The organism is Pseudomonas sp. 008, assembly GCF_016861935.1.
Taxonomy (GTDB): domain Bacteria; phylum Pseudomonadota; class Gammaproteobacteria; order Pseudomonadales; family Pseudomonadaceae; genus Aquipseudomonas.
Window position 1 is genome coordinate 821,187 of the sequence record NZ_BOMA01000001.1, and the last position, 22,491, is coordinate 843,677.

Annotated in this window: 14 protein-coding genes and 2 pseudogenes; 4 read left to right on the plus strand and 12 right to left on the minus strand. The window is 60.5% G+C overall.

Annotated features, from left to right (window positions below; genetic code table 11):
- The first annotated feature begins 234 nt into the window (after positions 1 to 234).
- From JUI81_RS03570 to mapR, 3 genes are all read left to right on the plus strand, one after another.
- Entirely contained in the window at positions 235 to 468 is a 234-nt protein-coding gene (locus tag JUI81_RS03570; protein ID WP_019579267.1) for a DUF3203 family protein, read from the plus strand.
- Positions 469 to 663: 195 nt separating this feature from the next.
- Entirely contained in the window at positions 664 to 2,094 is a 1,431-nt protein-coding gene (gene ccoG, locus JUI81_RS03575) for a cytochrome c oxidase accessory protein CcoG (protein ID WP_204123746.1), read from the plus strand.
- A gap of 175 nt (positions 2,095 to 2,269) precedes the next feature.
- Positions 2,270 to 3,679, plus strand: a complete 1,410-nt coding sequence (gene mapR, locus JUI81_RS03580; protein ID WP_019579269.1) for a GntR family transcriptional regulator MpaR — start codon at positions 2,270 to 2,272, stop codon at positions 3,677 to 3,679.
- Between the two features lie 75 nt (positions 3,680 to 3,754).
- Here the strand turns inward: mapR and JUI81_RS03585 are convergent, their stop codons facing one another.
- The 8 genes and pseudogenes from JUI81_RS03585 to JUI81_RS03620 form a co-directional block, all read right to left on the minus strand.
- The gene (locus JUI81_RS03585) at positions 3,755 to 4,501 is read right to left on the minus strand and encodes an SDR family oxidoreductase (RefSeq protein WP_018926135.1); all 747 of its coding nucleotides are present in this window, start codon (positions 4,499 to 4,501) and stop codon (positions 3,755 to 3,757) included.
- 270 nt (positions 4,502 to 4,771) lie between these two features.
- Positions 4,772 to 6,853 carry a bifunctional diguanylate cyclase/phosphodiesterase gene (locus JUI81_RS03590; protein WP_204123747.1) on the minus strand — a complete coding sequence of 694 codons (2,082 nt, stop codon included), beginning with the start codon at positions 6,851 to 6,853 and terminating at the stop codon, positions 4,772 to 4,774.
- Positions 6,854 to 7,136: 283 nt separating this feature from the next.
- Entirely contained in the window at positions 7,137 to 8,618 is a 1,482-nt protein-coding gene (locus JUI81_RS03595) for an efflux transporter outer membrane subunit (protein WP_204123748.1), read from the minus strand.
- The gene (locus JUI81_RS03600) at positions 8,615 to 11,722 is read right to left on the minus strand and encodes an efflux RND transporter permease subunit (protein WP_204123749.1); all 3,108 of its coding nucleotides are present in this window, start codon (positions 11,720 to 11,722) and stop codon (positions 8,615 to 8,617) included. The genes JUI81_RS03595 and JUI81_RS03600 overlap by 4 nt, the downstream gene beginning before the upstream one ends.
- Positions 11,719 to 14,823 (minus strand): MdtB/MuxB family multidrug efflux RND transporter permease subunit, encoded by a 3,105-nt coding sequence (locus JUI81_RS03605; protein WP_028940481.1) that lies wholly within the window; start codon positions 14,821 to 14,823, stop codon positions 11,719 to 11,721. Before JUI81_RS03605 ends, JUI81_RS03600 begins: the two co-directional genes overlap by 4 nt.
- A complete protein-coding gene (locus JUI81_RS03610; protein WP_204123750.1) occupies positions 14,820 to 16,136 on the minus strand; it encodes an MdtA/MuxA family multidrug efflux RND transporter periplasmic adaptor subunit in 1,317 nt (438 codons plus the stop codon). Before JUI81_RS03610 ends, JUI81_RS03605 begins: the two co-directional genes overlap by 4 nt.
- A gap of 181 nt (positions 16,137 to 16,317) precedes the next feature.
- A complete protein-coding gene (gene tpx, locus JUI81_RS03615) occupies positions 16,318 to 16,818 on the minus strand; it encodes a thiol peroxidase (RefSeq protein WP_018926141.1) in 501 nt (166 codons plus the stop codon).
- A 149-nt stretch (positions 16,819 to 16,967) separates the two neighbouring features.
- Positions 16,968 to 17,264, minus strand: a pseudogene (locus JUI81_RS03620) (polyketide cyclase); the annotation flags it as partial.
- 181 nt (positions 17,265 to 17,445) lie between these two features.
- Between JUI81_RS03620 and JUI81_RS03625 the strand changes: the two are divergent.
- The gene (locus tag JUI81_RS03625) at positions 17,446 to 17,871 is read left to right on the plus strand and encodes a YciI family protein (protein WP_204123751.1); all 426 of its coding nucleotides are present in this window, start codon (positions 17,446 to 17,448) and stop codon (positions 17,869 to 17,871) included.
- A 455-nt stretch (positions 17,872 to 18,326) separates the two neighbouring features.
- Here the strand turns inward: JUI81_RS03625 and JUI81_RS03630 are convergent, their stop codons facing one another.
- The 4 genes and pseudogenes from JUI81_RS03630 to JUI81_RS03645 form a co-directional block, all read right to left on the minus strand.
- Positions 18,327 to 18,998, minus strand: a complete 672-nt coding sequence (locus JUI81_RS03630) for a DUF3313 domain-containing protein (RefSeq protein ID WP_204123752.1) — start codon at positions 18,996 to 18,998, stop codon at positions 18,327 to 18,329.
- A 120-nt stretch (positions 18,999 to 19,118) separates the two neighbouring features.
- Positions 19,119 to 19,790: pseudogene (locus JUI81_RS03635) on the minus strand (hypothetical protein); the annotation flags it as partial.
- 183 nt (positions 19,791 to 19,973) lie between these two features.
- Positions 19,974 to 20,468: a DUF934 domain-containing protein gene (locus tag JUI81_RS03640; protein ID WP_028940476.1), complete on the minus strand. Its 495-nt coding sequence runs from the start codon at positions 20,466 to 20,468 to the stop codon at positions 19,974 to 19,976.
- Positions 20,465 to 22,138: a nitrite/sulfite reductase gene (locus tag JUI81_RS03645; protein WP_204123753.1), complete on the minus strand. Its 1,674-nt coding sequence runs from the start codon at positions 22,136 to 22,138 to the stop codon at positions 20,465 to 20,467. The genes JUI81_RS03640 and JUI81_RS03645 overlap by 4 nt, the downstream gene beginning before the upstream one ends.
- Positions 22,139 to 22,491 lie beyond the last annotated feature (353 nt).

Genomic DNA, 22,491 nt, shown 5'->3' on the forward strand with positions numbered 1-22,491 from the left:
CACTCACACGAAGCAATCTGCCCCGAGATGAACTCAAGGGTATGAACACACATAAGTTCCGAGCCACAGGCGCCGGCAAAGTTCAGAGGGATTTGCCAGGCCCTTCGGGGAATCGAATCCTTCGGGCACGGGTCAACCTACTTAAGCACGACTCACGCCATCTATCGGTTGCACAGAACAATCACCGGCAAATGCGTCCTAACACTTAATGAATCCGCAAAAAAGGCCTCCTCCATGACCGTGCGAATCGAAAACCAGACCTGCTTTTTCATCACCGAGGACAGTGAAGAAATTCGCCTTTGCCCTGATATCACCATAATCACTGATGAGGAAAAATCCATGTCGGCAGTGGACTTCGACGGCCGGCGCTTCTACATCACCGAAGCAGAAGCCGACGCATTGACCGTAGCAGGCGCTGTGGACGGTCGCCGACATTTGAAGGCCACGAACAGTGATTCGGTGATTTGACTGACCCGCATCAACACATCCCGCCAGCGCCTGACATAGGTACTTGCAGCCCGCCCTTGCGGGTGCATCAAGTTGTCGCAGGCGGGCGTGGGCAATCCATCTGATCCGCTTTTTATTGCGCTAGCTGAGTCTGTTATGCAAACAGATCGCTGGTCATAGTGCTCAGGCCTGATGGAGGCTGATGAGCGAAAGACCATGAGCGATAGAATCCCCGTCCGAACCGTTGAACCTGCCTCATTTATAAAAAACAATGAGCCTTCGCGCCCAAAGATGAAGGCCAAGTCCAGCGACAACCTGATTCACACCCGCAGCTTCACCGGCCTGTTCCGCACCCTGCGCATGAGCGGCGCGGGGTTTCTGTTTCTGCTGTTCTTCGGCACGGTATGGCTGAACTGGGGCGGCCGCCAGGCTGTGCTCTGGGACCTGTCCGAAAGCAAATTCCACATCTTCGGCGCGACCTTCTGGCCCCAGGATTTCATCCTGCTGTCGGCGCTGCTGATCATCGCCGCCTTCGGTCTGTTTGCGATCACCGTGTTCGCAGGCCGGGTCTGGTGCGGTTACACCTGCCCGCAGAGCTCCTGGACCTGGATCTTCATGTGGTGCGAGAAGATCACCGAAGGCGAGCGCAACCAGCGGATCAAGCTGCAAGCCGCGCCCTGGGGCCTGAACAAACTGCTCCGCCGCTCGGCCAAACACACCTTGTGGCTGGCGATCAGCCTGCTCACCGGCCTGACCTTTGTCGGCTACTTCACACCGATCCGGCCCCTGGCCGAAGAACTGCTGACCTTGCAAATCGGCGGTGTCAGCCTGTTTTGGGTGCTGTTTTTCACCGGTGCCACTTACATCAACGCCGGTTGGCTGCGCGAAGCGGTGTGCATGCACATGTGCCCGTATGCGCGGTTCCAGAGCGTGATGTTCGACAAGGACACCCTGACCATCTCCTACGACGTGGCTCGTGGCGAAAACCGTGGCCCGCGCAAACGTGAAGTGAAACCCGCCGAGGTCGGACTGGGCGATTGCATCGACTGTCAGGTGTGCGTCCAGGTTTGCCCGACTGGCATCGACATCCGCGATGGCTTGCAGATGGAATGCATCGGTTGCGCCGCATGCATCGACGCCTGCGATTCGATCATGGACAAAATGGGCTACGCCCGAGGGCTCATCAGCTACACCTCGGAGCATCAATTGCAGGGTGGCAAGACCCACCTGCTGCGCCCGCGCCTGATCGGTTACACCGCGGTGCTGCTGGTGATGATCGGCGCCCTCGCCCTGGCCTTGGTGGAACGGCCGATGGTGTCGCTGGACGTGAGCAAGGACCGTGGCCTGTTCCGCGAGAACAGTGAAGGCCAGATCGAAAACATCTACAGCCTGAAGGTCATCAACAAGACCCAGCAACGTCAGGATTACCGTCTGACGCTGGTCGATGACGACGGCTTCCAGTTGCAAGGCAAGACCGAACTGAGCCTGGCTCCCGGTGAAATTGTCGATGTGCCGGTGTCGGTGGCGATGACCACGGAACGGCCGAGCAGCAGCTCGCAGACGATCAGTTTCAAGATTGTCGACAGCGATGAGCCGGGTATCTATAGCGTGGCCAAGAGCCGGTTTGTTGCACCGATGAACCGCTGAGCCTTTAAGATGCAATCCTTTGTCCTGTGGCGAGGGGGCTTGCCCCCGTTCGGCTGCGAAGCAGTCGCAAAACCAGACAACTCGGTATGTCTGAAAAATGTAGGGGGCCGCTTCGCGACCCAACGGGGGCAAGCCCCCTCGCCACAAAATGCACAATTCACTAACCGGGCACTCGATGAAACGCTACGAAAAATTCGCCGACGACATCGCTGAACTGATCCGCTCCGGCGTTCTTGGCCCCGGTCATCGGGTGCCGTCGGTGCGCTACGCCAGCCAGACCTACGGCGTCAGCCCGTCCACGGTGTTCCAGGCCTACTACCTGCTCGAACGTCGCGGTTTGATCCGCGCCCGGCCGCGTTCTGGCTACTTCGTCAACGCCCATGCACCGAGCCCGTTCTCGGAGCCGGTGATCAGCAGCCAGGTCAACGAGTCCACCGAAGTAGACGTCAGCGAACTGGTGTTCTCAGTGCTGGACTCGATCAAGGACCCCACCACCGTGCCCTTCGGCTCGGCCTTCCCCAGCCCCACGCTGTTCCCGCTGCAGCGCTTGTCCCGCTCGCTGGCCAGTGCCGCCCGGGAGATGGACCCGCGCATGGTGGTCACCGACATGTCGCCGGGCAACCCACAACTGCGTCGGCAAATCGCCCTGCGCTACATGGTCGGCGGGCTGATGCTGCCGATGGAAGAACTGCTGATCACCAACGGTGCGCTGGAAGCGCTGAACCTGTGCCTGCAAGCCGTCACCGAGCCTGGCGATCTGGTGGCCATCGAAGCCCCGGCCTTTTACGCCAGCCTGCAAGTGCTGGAACGGCTGAAGCTCAAAGCCGTGGAAATCCCCGTCCACCCGCGAGACGGCATCGACCTCGGCGTACTCGCCCAGACCCTGGAACGGCACCCGATCAAGGCCTGTTGGTGCATGACCAGTTTCCAGAACCCCATGGGCGCGACCATGCCCGAGGCGAAGAAACAGGAACTGGTGGAGTTGTTGCGCAGCCATCAGGTGCCGCTGATCGAGGATGACGTTTACGCCGAGCTCTATTACGGCCAACAGGCGCCGAAACCGGCCAAGGCGTTCGACACCGAAGGGCTGGTGATGCATTGCGGTTCGTTCGCCAAGAGCCTGGCCCCCGGCTACCGCATCGGCTGGGTCGCCGCCGGGCGCTATGCGCAGAAAATCGAACGGCTGAAACTCATGACCTCGCTGTGCGCTTCGATGCCCGCCCAGGCCGCCATCGCCGATTACCTGCAACACGGCGGCTACGACCGGCACCTGCGCAAACTGCGTTACGCCCTGGAAGAACAGCAAAGTGCCATGCTCGCCGCCATCGCCCGCTACTTCCCGGCCCAGACCCGCGTCAGCCAACCGGCCGGCGGTTACTTCCTGTGGCTGGAACTGCCACCGCAGATGGATTCGTTGAAGTTGTTCCAGATGGCATTGGCGCAGGGGATCAGCATTGCACCGGGGCCGATTTTTTCACCGACCCAGCGGTTCAGGAATTGTATTCGGTTGAATTACGGCAGCCCGTGGACCGAGGATTCGGAGAAGGCGATGGAGACGTTGGGGCGGATTGTCAGGTCCTTTTAACAGCAAAAGATCGCGGCGCCCACAGGCGCGTGGGAGCTGCCGAAGGCTGCGATCTTTTGATCTTGCTTCTGATCTTTACCGCCCACCACCAAGATCGACGAAAGTCCCCGTCGCATACGACGCCTTATCCGACAACAACCACACAATCGCCTCCGCCACTTCATCCGGCCGCCCACCGCGTGCCATCGGGATCGCCGATTCCAGCTTGCTGACCCGGTCCGGATCGCCGCTCAATGCATGGAAATCGGTGTAGATGTAACCCGGACGCACCGCATTGACGCGAATCCCCTCGCCCGCCACTTCCTTGGACAGGCCAATGGTGAAGGTGTCCAGCGCCCCCTTGGACGCGGCGTAATCCACGTACTCGTTGGGTGAGCCCAAACGCGAGGCGACCGAGGAAACATTGACGATGCTGCCGCCCTGCCCGCCGTGTTTGGGCGACATGCGCAAAATCGCGTGTTTGGCGCAGAGAATCGGCGCCAGGACGTTGGTCTTGAGGATTTTCAGAATGCGGAATTCCGACATTTCGTCGATTCGCGACTTTTGTCCGACGGTGCCGGCGTTGTTCACCAGCGCGGTGACCCGACCCAGTTCGGTGTCCACCCGATGAAACAGAGCGATCACTTCGTCTTCAATGCTGACGTCAGCACGCACGGCGATGGCTTGGGCACCGCGTGCGCGGACTTGCTCCAGCACACTGAGCGCCGCCTGTTCGTCGGACTGATAATTGATGCAGATCCGATAACCTTGTTCGGCGGCCAACAGGGCCGTGGCGGCGCCGATTCCACGGCTGCCGCCGGTGATGACGATAACTTTGTCCATGCTGACTTTCCCCCCGTTCCAAGCGTAAGCAGTCGGGGCCAAGAATAACCGCCATTGCGCGGTTTTGCATGGGCCTGCATCAACCCTGTGATGACAAACCTGTGGCGAGGGAGCTTGCCTGTGGTGAGGGGGCTTGCCCCCGTTCGGCTGCGAAGCAGTCGTAAATTCAGGCAACTCGGTGAACATGAAAAATCGAAGAGGGACCGCTTCGCGGTCCAACGGGGGCAAGCCCCCTCACCACAGGCAAGCTCTCCTCACCACAAGGATCAATCAGCCCGTTGCCAATTGCTCCCCCCGGTGTATGTCGACCATGAAGCGATCGGCCGGCAGCAGATGCCCGAGCAGGTAGCCCTGCAACGAGTCGCAGCCCAGCTGGGTCAGGAAGTCTTGCTGGACGCCGGTTTCCACCCCTTCGGCGACGATCCGCAGGCCCAGCGCCTGGCCCAGGGCGACGATGGCCGAGACGATGGCCGCGTCGTCGCTGTCGTGCTCCAGATCGCGGACAAAACCCCGGTCGATCTTCAGTTCATTGGCCGGCAGGCGCTTGAGGTACATCAAGCTCGAATAGCCGGTACCGAAGTCATCGATGGACAGGTCGACGCCCATTTCCGACAGCTCCTGCAACACCGTCATGCTCGCATCGGCGTCGCTCATGGCGGTGGTTTCGGTGATTTCCAGGGTCAGGCTGTTGGCCGGCAGATGATGGGTGGCCAGGGCTTTGGCAACGCTCTGCACCAGCCCCGCATGGCAGAATTGCAAGGCCGAGAGGTTCACCGCGATACGCCAATCGGTGTAACCGAGCACGTACCACTCGCGCATCTGCCGGCAGGCCTCGTTGAGCACCCACTCGCCAATCGGAATGATCAGCCCGGTCTTCTCCGCAAGGTCAATGAACGTGTCCGGCTGCAGCAGGCCCTGGGTCGGATGCTCCCAACGCAGTAACGCCTCGGCGCCCACTGGTCGGCCATGACCGGCGTCGAATTTGGGCTGGTAATAAAGTTTGAACTGCTGCTGATCGACGGCACTGCGCAAGTCCTGGAGCAATTGCAGCTGTTTGCGCGCGTTGCTGTTCATCGAGGCGTCGAAGAAGCGATGACCGTTTTTCCCGGCGCCTTTGGCGTGGTACATCGCGGCATCGGCGTTCATCAGCAACTCATCGGCCGTCTGACCGTTGCCCGGATAGAGCGCGATGCCGACACTGGCGGAAATCTGCAAGTCATGTTCGGCGACCCGGAATGAGCGCGCAATCAACCCGACCTGACGCTCCGCCAGGCTCAGCGCATCGTTCGGCTCGTTCAGGCGCACCAACAACACGAACTCGTCGCCGCCGATCCGCGCCAGGGTGTCCTGGCTACGCAGGTCTTCGCGCAGGCGCAGTGCAACTTCACGCAACAACTGGTCGCCCATGTGATGGCCAAACGCATCGTTGACCGGTTTGAATCCATCCAGATCAATGAACATCAACGCAAAACAGCCGCCCTGCTCCTGCACTTTCGATATGGCCTGATCGATACGGTCAGCCAGCAACATGCGGTTGGGCAGACCGGTCAGGGTGTCGTGCAAGGCCAGTTGAGTGAGTTCGCGGTTGGCCACGGTCAGCGAGTGGGCGAGGTCCGCAGTGCGAGCCTCCAGGCGGGCATCGAGGATCGATGTCAGCAAGGCGATGCTCAATATCGCCAAGGTGGTGATCAGCACCAGGCTGTCCAGCCCCTTGCCGTTCAAGCCGCTTACCGCCGCACCACAGAAACTGCCGGCGGCAAAGCGCGCCGCGGCCATGCCGGTGTAGTGCATGCCGACGATGGCAATGCCCATGATGACTGCCGCACCCGCACGGAACAGGCGAACATGCGGCGTGTGCTGGCGCAGGCGGAAAGCGATCCATAACGCCGCGCCCGACGCGCCGACGGCAATCAACAGCGACGCGCCAAACAGAGTCGGGTCGTAATCGATGCCCGGCTGCATGCGCATGGCGGCCATGCCGGTGTAATGCATGGCGCTGATACCAGCGCCCATGACCAGCGCGCCGAACGCCAGTTGCCAGGCCGGCAGCCGTGGCTGACTGACCAGCCATAGGGCAAAGCCGCAAGACAGCACCGCGATCAACAGCGACAGTGCCGTGAGGGTGGTGTCGTAGCCCAGGTCGATCGGCAATGTGAACGCAAGCATGCCGATGAAATGCATCGACCACACGCCGATGCCCATCGCAAAAGCGCCGCCCGCAGTCCATAAATGCACCGCTCGGCCCTTGGCCGTGGCGATGCGTCCGGTGAGGTCAAGCGCGGTATAAGAGGCCAGTATCGCCACGCACAGCGATATGAAAACCAGCGGAAGGGAATAACTACCAATGAGCATGGGATTTCTCGCAACAGCCCCCGCCATACTGTGTTTGTTCTCGGGGAGCAAAGCCGGCGATTGTACTGATTCCGCGGACGAACGCACTCACAAAGTAATCAAAAGGCCACCAAGATGATGAAGCTGTTGTGTGACCCTGTGGCGAGGGGGCTTGTCGGAACGCCGCATCGCCCCGTTCGGCTGCGCAGCAGTCGTAAAATAAGGCGGCTCGGTATATCTGAAGAATGCAGGGGGCCGCTTCGCGCCCCAACGGGGGCAAGCCCCCTCGCCACACAGGGTGGTGCTACTGCTTGTCACTCACCTGAAGCTGCCCGTCCCACCCACCGCCCAGCGCGGCAATCAACTGCACGCTGGCAATCAGCCGGCTCTGCAACAAGCTCAGCACGTTGCGTTCGTTGTTCAACGCCGTGGCTTGAACCACCACCACATCCAGATAAGCGATCAACCCGGCCTTGTACTGGTTCTGGGTCAAGCGAAGGGACTCGCGCGCCGCATCCAGAGCTTCCTGGCGCACGACCGCTTCGTCTTCCAGCACCTTGAGCTGCACCAGGTAATTTTCTACCTCACGAAAACCATCGAGCACGGTCTGGCGGTATTTGGCGACAGTCTCGTCGTAGGCCGCTTCACTACGGTCGACTTCCGCCGAGCGCTGGCCACCGTCGAACAGGGTCATGGCCAGCTGTGGGCCGACCGACCAGAAGCGGTTCGGCAGGCTGATCCAGTTGGCGTAGGTGCTACTGCTATAACCGCCGTTCATGTTCAGAGTCAGGTCCGGGTAGTAGGCAGCTTTGGCCACGCCGATGTTGGCGTTGGCGGCCATCACCGAGCGTTCGGCGGAGGCGATATCCGGACGGCGTTCCAGCAACTGTGAAGGCAGGCTCAGCGGCACTTGAGGCAACGCTGGGATGTCTTTGGTTTCTGCCAGGCTGAATTCCGCTGGCGGCAGGCCGATCAGCACGGCGATGGCGTTCTCGAACTGCGCGCGCTGCCAGATCAGGTCGACCATCTCCGCCTGAGTGGTTTTGAGCTGAGTGGTGGCCTGGGCCACCGCGTCCTTACCGGAAACCCCGGCGCGGTACTGGTTTTCGGTCATGGTCAGCGAGCGCTGATAGGCCTCGACCGTCGCTTCCAGCAGGCGTTTCTGCTCGTCGATCACTCGAAGTTGCAAGTAGTTCTGCACCAGCTCCGATTGCTGGCTCAGGCGCATCGCCGCCAGGTCGGCAAAACTCGCTTGGGCATTGGCCGTGTCGGCTTCCAGGCCTCGACGCAACTTGCCCCAGATGTCGGCTTCCCAACTGACCCCGACCTGTGCCGAGTAAGTGTCACGGATGCCGCTGGACGAACTGCTCAAGCTCGAACTGCTGCTGCCGGTGCCCTGGCTGGAGCGGTTCTTGCTGACGGTCAGGTCCGCCGTCGGGAAAAACGCCCCCCGGGCACTGCGCACCAAGGCCTGGGCCTGACGGTACTGGGCCTCGGACTGGGCAACGGTCTGGTTGGCGCTGTTGAGCTTTTCGATCAGGCCGTTGAGCTGCTGATCGCCATACAGCTCCCACCAGGCACCGCGCGCCAACGAATCGCTGGGGTTGGCCTGACGCCAGCCGGCCGCCTCTTTGTACTGCGCAGGCGCAGCGGCTTGCGGGCGCTGGTAATCCGGGCCGATGGCGCAGGCGCTGAGCATTGCCACGCACAGCGACAGGCTCAGCAAACGCGAGCCTCGGGCCGTGATCAGCGGTGCAGCCAGGTTGAGAAGCGAACGGTCAGTCATAGCGGAGTTTCCAGAGCAGCATCGGTACGCACCCCACGCCAGCGGTTGAAACGATGGCGCAGTTTGTCGAGATAGAGGTAAACCACCGGGGTGGTGTAAAGGGTCAGCACCTGGCTGAAGACCAGCCCGCCGATGATGGTCAGGCCCAGCGGCTGACGCATTTCCGCGCCCTCAGCGCGGCTCAGCAGCAACGGCAAGGCGCCGAGAATCGCTGCCAGGGTGGTCATCAGAATCGGCCGCAGCCGTTGCAGGCAGGCGCTGCGGATCGATTCCAGCGGCTCCAGGCCTTGATGCCGTTCCAGTTGCAGCGCCAGGTCGATCATCAGGATGGCGTTTTTCTTCACCACGCCGATCAGCAGAAACAGCCCGAGCAAGGAGATCAGGCTGAACTCGCCGCCCAGCACATAGATTGACAGCAACGCACCGACACCGGCCGACGGCAAGGTCGACAGGATTGTCAGCGGATGAATGTAGCTTTCATACAGCACACCCAGCACCAGATACACCGCGACCAGCGCGCCGAGAATCATCCACGGCTGGCTCTTCTGTGCGGCGGCGAAGGCGTCGGCGGTGCCGGCCATTTTCGCGATCACGTCTTCCGGTAGGCCGACCTTGGCAATCGCCCGTTCGATAGCTGCCGAGCCCTGCTCCACCGTCACCCCTTCGGCCATGTCGAAGGCAATGCTTTCCGAAGCGAACTGGCCTTCGTGGCTGACCCGGTCGTTTTCCAGACTGCTCTCGTAATGGGCAATGGTCGACAGCGGAATCCGCGCGCCGTCGGCAGTGATCACTTTGACCTGGTTCAGGGTGACCGGGTCCTGGGCGTATTTCGGATTGACCTCCATCACCACCTGATACTGGTTGAGGCTGTCGTAGATCGTCGAAATCTGCCGCTGGCTATAGGCGTTGTTCAGCACCGCCGTGACCATGTTCATGTCCACGCCCAGCCGCTTGGCCTGGTCGCGATCGACGATCAGTGTCACTTGCTGGGCGCCACGGCCTTCGCGGGCGTCAATCGCCGTCAGCTCAGGCAGGGCCTTGAAGGCGGCAACGACTTTCGGATACCACTCGCGTAACGCACCGAGATCGCCACTTTGCAGGATGTAGGAATACTGCGAGGTGGTTTGCTCGCGACCGCCGCCGAATTGCAGGTCCTGGTCAGCCATCAGCATCAATTGCGCACCGGGCACCTTGGGCATTTCCTTGCGCAAACGCTCGATGACTTTCTGCGCGGACAGGTTGCGTTCCTTGATCGGCTTGAGCCGCACCAGCATGAACGCGTTATTGGTGCCGTTGTTGCCACCGATGAACCCGGCGACGCTTTGCACCGCTTCGTCCTTCAACACCGCGCGGCGGAAGGTTTCCATCTTCGGCTGCATCACGCTGAACGACAGGCCATTATCGCCGCGCACGAAACCGATCAGCTGGCCGGTGTCTTGCTGAGGAAGAAAGGTTTTAGGAACAACAACATACAGCGCAATGTTTACGCCAACTGTCACGATCAGACTGAGCAAGGTCAATCGGCGATGACGCAGCACCCAGTCGAGACTGGTGGCGTATTTGCCGACCATCCACTCATTGGCCCGCTGGCTCCAGCGTTGCAGACGGTTTTCCTGCCCCGGCGTATGCGGCTTGAGCCAGCGCGCGCAGAGCATCGGCGTCAGCGTCAGCGACACCAGCAACGACACCACGATGGCCGCCGCCAGGGTGATGGAAAACTCGCGGAACAGGCTTTCGATGATCCCGCCCATGAACAGGATCGACAGAAACACCGCCACCAGCGAGACGTTCATCGACAGCAGCGTGAAGCCGACTTCCTGCGCCCCGAGGTACGCGGCCTTCATCGGCGGTACGCCCTTGTCGATGTGCCGGGAAATGTTCTCCAGCACCACGATGGCATCGTCCACTACCAACCCGGTGGCCAGAATCAGCGCCATCAGCGACAGGTTGTTCAGGGAGAAGCCATAGAGGTACATCACCGCAAACGTGCCCACCAACGATACCGGCACCGCCAGGGTCGGGATCAGCGAGGCGCGAAAGTTACCGAGGAACAGGAACACCACCAGAATCACCAGCGCCACCGCAATCAGCAGGGTCATTTCCGCTTCGTGCAGGGTGGCCTTGATCACCGGTGAACGGTCCATCGCCAGGTTGAGCTTGACGCTGGCCGGCAGCACCGCCTGCAAGGCCGGCAACTGCGCCTTGATCTCGTTGACCGTCTCGATGATGTTGGCGCCGGCCTGGCGGTTGATCACCAGCAAGACTGCCGCGTCATCGTTGAAGAACCCGCTGTTGTAGCGGTCCTCGACGCCGTCGCTGACCTTGGCCACATCCTTCAATCGCAGGGCCGCGCCGTCTGCGTAGTGAATGATCAGCGACTCGTAATCCTTGGCCTTTTCCAGCTGATCGTTGGCCTGGACCTGCCACAGCCGCTGGCCGTCTTCGACCGAGCCCTTGGGCCGGCGCACGTTGGCGTTGGCGATGGTGGTGCGCACATCGTCCAGTGCCACGCCGTACTGGTTGAGCGCCTGGGGTTCGAGTTCGATGCGCACCGCTGGCAACGAACTGCCGCCGATCTGCACTTCACCTACGCCCTGCACCTGGGACAGGCTCTGGGACAGAATGGTCGAGGCTAAGTCGTAGAGCTGGCCTTTTTCCAGCACATCCGAGGTCAGCGACAGCACCATGATCGGCGCTTGCGATGGGTTGACCTTCTTGTAGGTCGGCATGCTGCGCATCCCGCTGGGCAGCAGGTTGCGCGAGGCGTTGATCGCCGCCTGCACTTCCCGCGCCGCGCCGTTGATGTCGCGGTCCAGGTCGAACTGCAGAATCACCCGGGTCGAGCCTTGGCTGGAACGGCTGCTCATGGTGTTGACCCCGGCGATGGTACCGAAGGAACGCTCCAGCGGCGTGGCCACGGTTGAGGCCATGACCTCCGGGCTCGCGCCAGGCAGACTGGCCTGAACCACGATCACCGGAAAATCCATCTGCGGCAGTGGCGATACCGGCAACAGGCCGAAGCTCACGCCGCCCAGCAGTATGATCGCCAGGCTCAGCAACATCGTCGCGACCGGGCGCTTGATGAAAGGGCCGGACAGGTTCATGGCTGCTCTACCGGATCCACGGACTGGGCCTTACGGCCCCAGCGCCGCCCGAGGCGGTCGAAGTACAAGTAGATAACGGGCGTAGTGAACAGCGTCAGTACCTGACTCACCAGCAAGCCACCGACCATTACCAGACCCAGAGGCTGGCGCAACTCCGCGCCGGAACCGGTGGCGAGCATCAGTGGCACCGCGCCGAACAATGCCGCCAGGGTGGTCATCAGAATCGGCCGGAAACGCAACAGCGCCGCCTGATAGATCGCAGCCTGCGGGTCCATGCCCTGATTACGTTCAGCCTCGAGGGCGAAGTCGATCATCATGATCGCGTTCTTTTTCACGATACCGATCAGCAAGATGATGCCGATGATCGCGATCATCCCCAGGTCATTACCGCTCAACAGCAGCGCCAGCAAGGCGCCGACCGCCGCCGAGGGCAAGGTCGAGAGGATGGTGATCGGATGGATATAGCTCTCGTAGAGCACGCCGAGCACGATGTACATGGTCACCACCGCCGCCAGGATCAGCAGCAAGGTGCTCGACAGCGACGCCTGGAACGCTTCGGCCGCGCCCTGGAACTGGGTCTGCACGCCAATCGGCATGCCGATGTCTTTCTGCACCTGATCGATGATCTGCACCGCCTGCCCCAGCGCCACGCCGGGCGCCAGGTTGAACGACATCATCACCGCCGGAAACTGGCCAATGTGGGTGATCGCCAGTTGCGCCTGACGCTCCTCGACATGCGCCAGGCTGGACAAACGGACCTGGCCGCCATCGGTGGTCTTGACGTGAATCTGGTTCAGCGCATCAGGGCCGATCTTCTCGCCGGACTGCGATTGCAGCACCACGCGGTACTGGCTGGCCTGGGTGTAAATGGTGGAAATCTGCCGCTGGCCGAAGGCGTCGTAGAGCGCGTCGGTGATGTTCGACACCGATACGCCAACCCGCGACGCCGCATCGCGGTCGATCACCAGATAAACCTGCAAACCCTTGTCCTGCAAATCGCTGGCGACATCGGTCAGTTCCGGCCGTTGCGCCAGGGCTTCGACCAGACGCCCGCTCCACAAGCTAAGCAACTCAGCATCCGGCGACGACATGCTGAACTGGTACTGCGTACGGCTGACCCGATCTTCGATGGTCAGGTCCTGCACCGGCTGCATGAACAGGCGAATGCCGACCAGCTTGTCCAGCTCCGGTTGCAAGCGGGCAATGACTTGGGTGGCGCTCAGGTTGCGGTGGCTGTGGGACTTGAGGTTGATCAGTAACCGGCCGCTGTTGAGCGTCGAGTTATCACCGTCGACGCCAATATAGGACGACAGGCTTTCGACCGCCGGGTCAGCCAGAATCACCTTGGCCAGCTCCTGCTGGCGCTCGCTCATCGCCGCGAAGGAAATCGACTGCGGCGCCTCGGAAATTCCCTGGATCACCCCGGTGTCCTGCACCGGGAAGAACCCCTTGGGCACCACCATGTACAGGAACACGGTCAATGCCAACGTGCCGATGGCCACCAGCAAGGTCAGCGGCTGATGCTTGAGCACCCACTGCAACTTGCGCCCGTAGGCGGCGATCATCCAGTCGATGGTCGCGCCACTGGAGCGGTAGAACCAGCCCTGATCTTTTTCCTTGGGCTCACGCTTGAGCAACCGCGCGCACATCATCGGCGTCAGGGTCAGGGACACCACCAGCGAAATCAGGATCGCCACCGCCAACGTGATCGCGAACTCGCGGAATAAACGCCCCACCACATCAGCCATGAACAGTAGCGGAATCAGCACCGCGATCAACGACAGCGTCAGGGAAATAAGGGTGAAGCCAATCTGCTTGGCGCCCTTGAGCGCCGCTTGCAGCGGGCTGTCGCCCTCTTCGATGAAGCGGGAAATGTTCTCCAGCATCACGATCGCATCATCCACCACGAAACCGGTGGCGATGGTCAGCGCCATCAGGGTCAGGTTGTTGACCGAAAACCCGGCGAGGTACATCACGCCGAAGGTGCCGATCAACGACAGCGGCACCGCCACCGACGGAATGATCGTGGCACTGGCTCGCCGCAAAAACAGGAACGTGACCATCACCACCAGGGCGATGGCGATCAGCAGTTCGTGTTGCACGTCGGTGACCGAGGCGCGGATGGTCTGGGTGCGATCGGTGAGCACCGTGACGTCGAGGCCGGCCGGCAGGTTGTCGGTGATGCTCGGCAGCAAGGCCTTGATCCGGTCGACCACCTCGATGACGTTGGCGCCGGGCTGACGCTGGATGTTCAGCAGCACGGCCTGGTTTTCATTGGCCCATGCCGCCAGGCGTTCGTTCTCGGCGCCATCGACAATTTCCGCCACGTCCTTGAGCCGCAACGGCGCGCCGTTTTTATAGGCCAGAATCAGGTTGGCGTAGTCCTTGGGTGACGTCAGCTGGTCGTTGGCGTCGAGCATCGACACCCGGGTCGGGCCGTCGAAGTTGCCCTTGGGCTGGTTGACGTTGGAGGCACCGATCAAGGTGCGCACGTCCGACAGGTTCAGGCCGTTGGCCGCCAGGGCCTCGGGGTTTACCTTGATCCGCACCGCCTGACGCTGTCCACCGGCAATGCTGACCATGCCGACGCCGCTGATCTGGGCGATTTTCTGCGCCATACGGGTATCGACCAAGTCATTGAGCTTGGGCAGCAGCATGGTTTTGGAGGTGATGGCCAGGGTCAGCACCGGGGTATCCGCCGGGTTGACCTTGTTGTACACCGGCGGCGCCGGCAAATCCTTGGGCAGCAAATTGGTCGCGGCGTTGATCGCGGCCTGCACTTGCTGCTCGGCGACGTCCATGTTGATGTCGAGGCTGAACCGCAGGGTCAGCACCGAAGCACCTCCGGAACTGGTCGAAGCCATCTGGGTCAGGCCGGGCATCTGGCCGAATTGACGCTCCAGCGGCGCGGTCACGGCGCTGGTCATGACATCCGGGCTGGCGCCGGGATAGAGCGTCATGACGCGGATGGTCGGGTAATCGACCTGGGGCAATGCCGACACCGGCAGCAGCCGATAAGCGATCACACCAGCCAGAATAATGGCCAGCATGCTCAGGGTCGTCGCGACCGGGCGAAGGATGAACAGCCGCGAGATGTTCATGCGCCGCCCTTTTTCGCCTTGTCGGTGGCCGCCGGCTCGCCTGGGGTCGCCGCCGATTTGCCTTGCAGATGTTCGGTCGGAGTGGTCGGTACATCCTTGCTGTCGTTGACCACTTCCACTTCACTGCCGTCCTTCAGGCGGTCGGTGCCTTCCAGCACCACCCGATCACCGATGGCCAGGCCTTCGGTGATCACGGTGTTTTCCCCGTCACTGGCGCCGACTTTCAACTGGCGGATGGTGACCTTCTTGTCGCCGTCCAGCGCATAGACGAATGTGCCGTTGGTGCCGAACTGGATCGCCGCCGAGGGAGCAAGCACCACATCTTTAAGGGTATCGGCCAGCAGGTGCACGTTGACGAACTGATTCGGGAACAGCGCTTGATCGCGGTTCTCGTAGCGGGCCTTGAATTTCAGGGTGCCGGTGGTGACGTCGATCTGGTTATCGAGGCTCTGCAACACCCCGGTGGCCTGCAATTGGGTGTCGCCGCGGTCCCAGGCTTCGGCGGGCAGCTTGGCGCCGGTGCGATAGCGGGTCAGCACGGTGTCCAGGCTGTTTTCCGGCAAGGTAAACGCCACGCTGATCGGTTGGGTCTGGGTGATGATCACCAGCGCCGTGGTGTCGTTGGCCGCCACGAGGTTGCCGACGTCCAACTGCCGCAGGCCCACACGCCCGGTGATCGGAGCGCGGATCTTGGTGAATTCGAGATTGAGCTTGGCGTCGTTGACCGCCGCCTGATTGGTCTTGACCGTGCCCTGGTACTGGGCGACCAGCGCTTCGGCGGTGTCCAGGGTTTGCTTGGCGATACTGTCTTCGCGGTACAGGCCACGATAGCGCTCGACGTCGACCTGGGCGTTTTTCAATTGCGCCTGATTCTGCAGCAAGGTGCCTTCGGCCTGGAGCAAGGCATTCTGATAGGGACGTGGATCGATCTCGGCCAGCAGGTCACCCGCCTTGACCATCTGCCCTTCATCGAAATAGACCTTGACCAGTTCGCCACCGACGCGGCTGCGCACATTGATGGTGTTCAGCGCCGTGACCGTGCCCAGCGCCTTGTAATACAGCGGAAAATCGCCTTTGACCACCGGCGCCACGCGCACCGGAACCGGTCCCGTCGCCCCGCCGAATCCCGGACGCATCCCCCCCGACCGACCGGTATGCCCGGCAACGGCTTTCTGCCCTGCGCCCTCCTTCGGGGTGCTGCCAGCGGACCAGAACTTCCAGCACAGGCCGGCGATGACCAACAGGACAAGCAGGCCGAACAGCCAGCGACGAGGATTGCGGGAAGCGGAGGATTGCATGGAATGATCAACCATTGGGCGCGTGCGCTTTTTTCTACGGGAGGCTGAACGATAAGCACTGGCGGGTATTAAGCAAAGCGCCTTTACCGGCAATTTACCTTTGGCTTACCTAACAGGAGTTTTGGCTAAGACACTGAAGCACAAATGAAAACGGCCTGGACAGGGCCAGGCCGTTAACAATTGTAAAAAACTTTGCTTACTTCAGAACGGCGAGCGCTGCGTCGTAGTTCGGTTCTTCAGCGATTTCCTTGACCAGTTCGCTGTGCAGAACCTTGTCGTTTTCGTCCAGAACCACGACGGCACGGGCGGTCAAGCCTTTGAGTGGACCATCGGCAATGGCTACGCCGTAGTTTTCCTTGAACTCGGCACCGCGCAGGGTCGACAGGTTCTGTACGTTTTCCAGGCCTTCGGCGCCGCAGAAGCGGGCTTGGGCGAACGGCAGGTCAGCGGAGATGCACAGCACGACGGTGTTGGCCACGTCATTGGCCTGGGCGTTGAACTTACGCACCGAGGTGGCGCAGGTCGGGGTGTCGACGCTTGGGAAGATGTTCAACACTTTGCGCTTGCCGGCGAAGCTCGCCAGGGTCACGTCGGACAGATTGCCGGCAACCAGGGAAAAGGCTGGCGCCTGGGAACCGGCTTGTGGCAGTTGGCCGTTGACTTGAACCGGGTTGCCTTTGAGAGTGACTTGAGCCATGAACGGAGTCCTTCTGAACGTTGATGTAGAGAATTTTGACGAGGCCGAAGTTAACCACGAAATGGGCCGGGGACCTATGCAAAAACACAAATTGTCATGAGTGGCGGGAGAGGCAAACCTGCAATTCCACAGAGCTGGATGCACGTGCACTACCCAAGCAACCGCAGCATATTGCGGTGCCGCGCCGCGAAAATCCGCCGCATGTAGGCATTCACCAGCAGCCCTTCAGTCAAGGCACCGCCAATCGCCGCATAGGTCACGCGGTCGGTGTACAGCGTACCGCCCTCACCCGCCGCCACCCGATGTTCATGACGAAAGGCACGCAGCGGCCCCTTGAGCATTTCATCGATGAAATGCGTGTCGCCAACCTCCCGGATCACCACCGTCCAGTTCGACGGGATCAGGTTGAACATCCAGTGCCTGAAGCGGAACTGGGGGGCACCTTCCGTTGGTCGTTGGATGGGTCTCACAGGAATATTTGATCGCGAGGAGGATGTCGAAAATACATCTGTTCTCTACAACATCGACTAAAACGAAAAGGACAATTTTTGTTTAGGTGCATTGTCGATTCAAGTCACGCCCATTCGACTATGCAATGAATCACTCAACTTCAACGGAGACAAGACCATGCGATTCATGATCATTGTAAAAGCCAGCCCCGATTCCGAGGCCGGCGTGATGCCCAGCGAAGAACTGATGACCGCAATGGGCAATTACAACGAGGAACTGGCCAAGGCCGGCATCCTCATCGACTGCGATGGCCTGCAGCCCAGCAGTAAAGGTGCCCGTGTGCGCTTCTCGGGAGATAAACGCACAGTGATCGATGGCCCGTTCGCCGAAACCAAAGAGCTGATCGCCGGCTACTGGCTGTGGCAGGTGAAGTCGAAAGAGGAAGCGATCGAGTGGGTCAAGCGCTGCCCCAACCCGATGCCGGGTACAGAGGCCGAGATCGAGATTCGCCAGGTGTTCGAGGCCGAAGATTTCGGTGCCGAGTTCACCCCGGAACTGCGTGAACAGGAAGAGCGCGTGCGGGCAAAGGCGAAGAAGCAATGAAGCACACCTACGCGCGACTCAGCATTCAACAGTGATGTTGACTGACAATCCTTCTTCGCGAGCAAGCCCATGCCCACAGGAGATTGTGGTTGGCAAATCAGCCAAGGCTCACTCAATACCTGTGGGAGCGTGGTTTGCCCGCGAATGGATCTTCAATTCAACAAGCAAACCCGTTGACGCGACAACCACCTGCTAGAGTAAAAAAAGCCTTCATGCAGGCCAGACCGAATGTCATCTTCGGAAAATGAGGAAACGTCTATGAAAGGTTTGCTTCGCGTTGCGGGATTCAGCCTGATGGCGCTTTTCGCAAGTTGTGGTGTCGGTGCCCAGACAATGCAAAGTCATGCGGCGCCGGTTGCGCTCACTGTCATACCGGCCGACATCCCGGGGGAATAGCCAAGGGGATTGATCGTTCCCATGCCTGGGAACGATCTTGCGCGAACAATAAACCCGCGTTACTTGGACTTGAATTTTACAAACGACTGATTCATGTCCGAAGCCCAGCCATCGATCACGTTTTTCACGTCATCGGCTTTCATCACCTGAGCTTCGTTTTCCAGCGGTTTGCCGGTGCCCTTGCGCACCACCTGGGCGATGACTTTGTTGGTACCGCCATCGAGAAACACCGCTTCGGTAGCCAGATCGGTTTGCTGATCGCGAATACCGCTCGCGGTGCTGACGGCTGCCGCCACCAAGGCAATCGGGATCACTTCATAAGGCTTGAGGCTTTCGGTCTTGCTGCTGACGGCGGTAATCGCCGCACGCACCACGATCACGCCTGGGCCGGGGCCGCTGGCCAGTGGCAGGGATTTACCCAGTTCGCGCTTGAGCGCCTGATCGTAGTAGCTGGTGATGCCGTTCAACGTGGTCTGAGGGATTTTCGCTGTTGGCTGCGGTTTGGGATAGAGCTGAGTCGGCTCAATGTAGGCACTGGTGTATTTGTTGACGTTGAGCTTGGGATCGACCCAGCGCATCACCACGGCGCCCGATGGCGACTTGGCTTCCTTGAGCTGGCTGTAGTCCTTGAGAAAGCCGGAGTACTGGTCTGGCTCGACGACTTTGCTGGCGCAACCCACCACCCCGAGAGAGGCGATGCACAGTGTGCTCATCATTAACGCAAGCTTCATGCTTTAACTCCTGTCAGAAGGACGGCAACGGTATTGCCTACGAGAGTTACAGGTATAGCTAATGCCCGGCGTTTTTGTATCGAAAATCACAATTTTCAGCTCTCGCCACGGTTGCGGCCATCACCACGAAGACCCGCTTTTCGCTGCCAACTCCCGCCGGCTATTGGCCCGCATCGCCTTGATCAACGATACCGTGCCCACCAGGATGATCACCGCGCCGAACAGGAAGTCGATGGTGTACAACTGGAAATCGTTCAACGGCCCCACCAGGAACACCCGGATCGCGCCAATACTCACCAGCGTCGCGAGAAAGTCGATGCCCGGCTCGTCGCGATAGAACACGTGCAGCAGCGGCAGGCACATCACCAGCAACAACAGCAACACAATCACCTTGAACGAGCCCTTGCGCTCGACGCTGAACGCGCATTCGTTGGCGCCGTAGGGCTTGTAGTCCTGCTCACTGATCAGCGAATTTTTCTCGTTGATGTACTCGACACGGTTGTACTTCTGGATCAGCGTAAAGGTGTTGGACATCTGCATGCTGGTGGTGACGTTTTTGAAGCGCAGGTCGACGCGCTCGTTACCCTTGAGGTAGTACAACACCGGTTTGTAACCGTAACGGTAGGTGTCGAACGGAAAATCGGTCGCACGCCCCTGGACGTCGATGGGCCGGGACTCAAGTTCGGCGTAGGCACTTTTGTTGACCGAAGACAGGTTACGGCTCAGGGGTTTGATCTTGACCTGTTCCATGAAAATCGGCGCAACGCCGTAGGACCACTGCAGCGGCTCCACACTCCTTATGAGACGCGGACCCTATCAAAATGCCATCAGTGGCCCAAGCAAAAATGCCCATACGAGGGAAATCCCTGTAGGAGCGAGGCTTGCCCGCGAAGAACGATGACGCGTAATACCTGGACACCTCGGCGCATTCTTCGCGGGTAAGCCTCGCTCCTACAGGTTCTGCGTCTTGACTTGTCAGCGTCGCCGAAACAACGGCCGCGGCTCAATCACCGAACGCCCATACAACACGCTCATCCCCGCCAGGCCCTTCAGCGCATCTTCGGCAGACTTGTCTTCACGCACGGCAAAGCTGTCGAAACCGCATTGGCGCATGTGGCTGAGTTGATCGCGCAGCACATCGCCAATCGCGCGCAATTCGCCTTGCCATCCGAATCGCGTGCGCAACAGATAGGCCTGGCTGTAAGCGCGTCCGTCACGAAAACTCGGGAAGTCCAGGGCAATCAGCGGCAGGTCGGGGAACCACGGAATCAGATTTGCCACTTCGTCGTCAGGACCGAGCCAGACACCTTCGAGCGCGGTTGTGGTGTCGGCATTAAGGGCCAGCCACTGGGGTAACGGCAGGATCAGCGGCCCGGCCGGGAGTTCACCGGTCGTTTCACGAATCAACTGCCATGGGTCGTCGCGCACCCACTCGGCGCCGCCCTCTCGCAAACGCAGCAGATTGTTCATACCGACACCTCCAGCACTTTCGGATAGACACGTTCCTTGAACGGCTCCAGACCGATGCGCGCCAGGGTATCGACGAACAGTTCTTCACTCTCGCGGTAGCGCACGAACGTGCCGATGATCCGTTCAATCACATCGGGCACTTCGGCGGCACTGAAGGACGGGCCGATGACCTTGCCCAACGCGCTGTCCTTGCCTTGGGCGCCGCCGAGGGTGATCTGGTACCACTCACTGCCGTTCTTGTCGACGCCAAGGATGCCGATATTGCCGATGTGGTGATGGCCGCAGGCGTTCATACAGCCGGAGATGTTCAGGCTGATGTCGCCCAGGTCATGCAGGTAGTCCAGATCGTCGAAACGTGCCTGAATCGCTTGCGCGATGGGGATCGACTTGGCGTTGGCCAGGGCGCAGAAGTCGCCGCCGGGGCAAGCGATGATGTCAGTCAGCAAGCCGATGTTGGCACTCCCCAGGCCTTGCTCGCAGGCCAGGCACCACAGCGCATAAAGGTCTGCCTTGGGCACGTCCGGCAGGACGATGTTCTGTTCATGGGCGATGCGGATTTCGCCGAAACCGAACTGCTCGGACCATTGCGCCACCGCTTCCATTTGTTCGGCAGTAACATCCCCCGGCGGCGCGGCGATACCCGGTTTGGTCGACAGCACCACACTGGCGTAACCCGGCACCTTGTGCGGCTGAACGTTGCGCGCCACCCAACGGGCGAACGCCGGGTGCTCGGCCAGGCGCGTGCCGAAGTCCAGGTCGGTGCCGGCCAGTGAACGGTAATCGGGTGGCACAAAGGCACTGGCAACACGCTCATACTCGACGTCGGTCAACTGCGCCGGGCCGTCCTTGAGGTGTTGCCACTCCTCCTCCACTTCCTTGGCGAATGCTTCTATCCCCAGGGCCTTGACCAGAATCTTGATCCGCGCCTTGTACTTGTTATCGCGCCGTCCGTGGCGGTTGTAGACCCGCAGCACCGCCTCGACATAAGACAGCAAATGCTGCCACGGCAAGCCTTCGCGAATCTGCAGACCGAGAATCGGCGTACGCCCCAACCCGCCGCCCACGATCACCCGCAAGAGCATTTGCCCGCTGTCGTCACGATAAAGATAAAGACCGATGTCATGCATCATGATCGCCGCGCGGTCCTGTTTCGCCGAGCAGATGGCGATCTTGAACTTGCGCGGCAGGAACAGGAATTCCGGGTTGATGGTCGACCATTGCCGCAGGATCTCCGCCAGCGGGCGCGGGTCCATCAGCTCGTCCGCCGCAACGCCGGCGAAGGCTTCGGTGGTGATGTTGCGCACGCAGTTGCCGGAGGTCTGGATCGCGTGCATTTCCACTTGGGCCAGGCGTTCGAGGATGTCCGGGACCTGGGCCAGTTCGATCCAGTTGAACTGCATGTTTTGCCGGGTGGTGAAATGGCCATAGCCACGATCGTAGTCCCGGGCAATGCTCGCCAGGGTGCGCATCTGCTGTGCGCTGAGGGTGCCGTAAGGAATCGCCACGCGCAGCATGTAGGCGTGTTTTTGCATGTACAGGCCATTCTGCAAACGCAGGGGCAGGAACTCTTCTTCGCTCAATTCGCCGGCCATGAAACGTTCGACCTGATCGCGAAACTGCGCAACACGCTCGAACACCAGGGCCCGGTCATAGTCATCGTATTGATACATGTGGCTGCCACCTCATCAGGAATTTTGCGCAGAACCAGTGGGAGCTCCTGTGGCGAGGGGGCTTGCCCCCGTTGGGTTGCGAAGCAGCCCCAAAATCTCTGATACACCGAAGATCTTGTGAGTGCTACGCACTCAAACGGGGGCAAGCCCCCTCGCCACAGGCCGCTCCCACAGGAGTTGCGGTGGATCGAACTCTGCGGCTCGTTCTTGGGGTGCAACTATGCGGCAGCAGCGCAGCGTGTTACAGATTCAGCTAAACACTAAAAAACCGTATCAGGACGCGACTGATGGCCGCAGGCGTGCCCCGCATCTGATCCGTATAAATGAAAGTTTCCTGAGACTGTTTTGTTTCC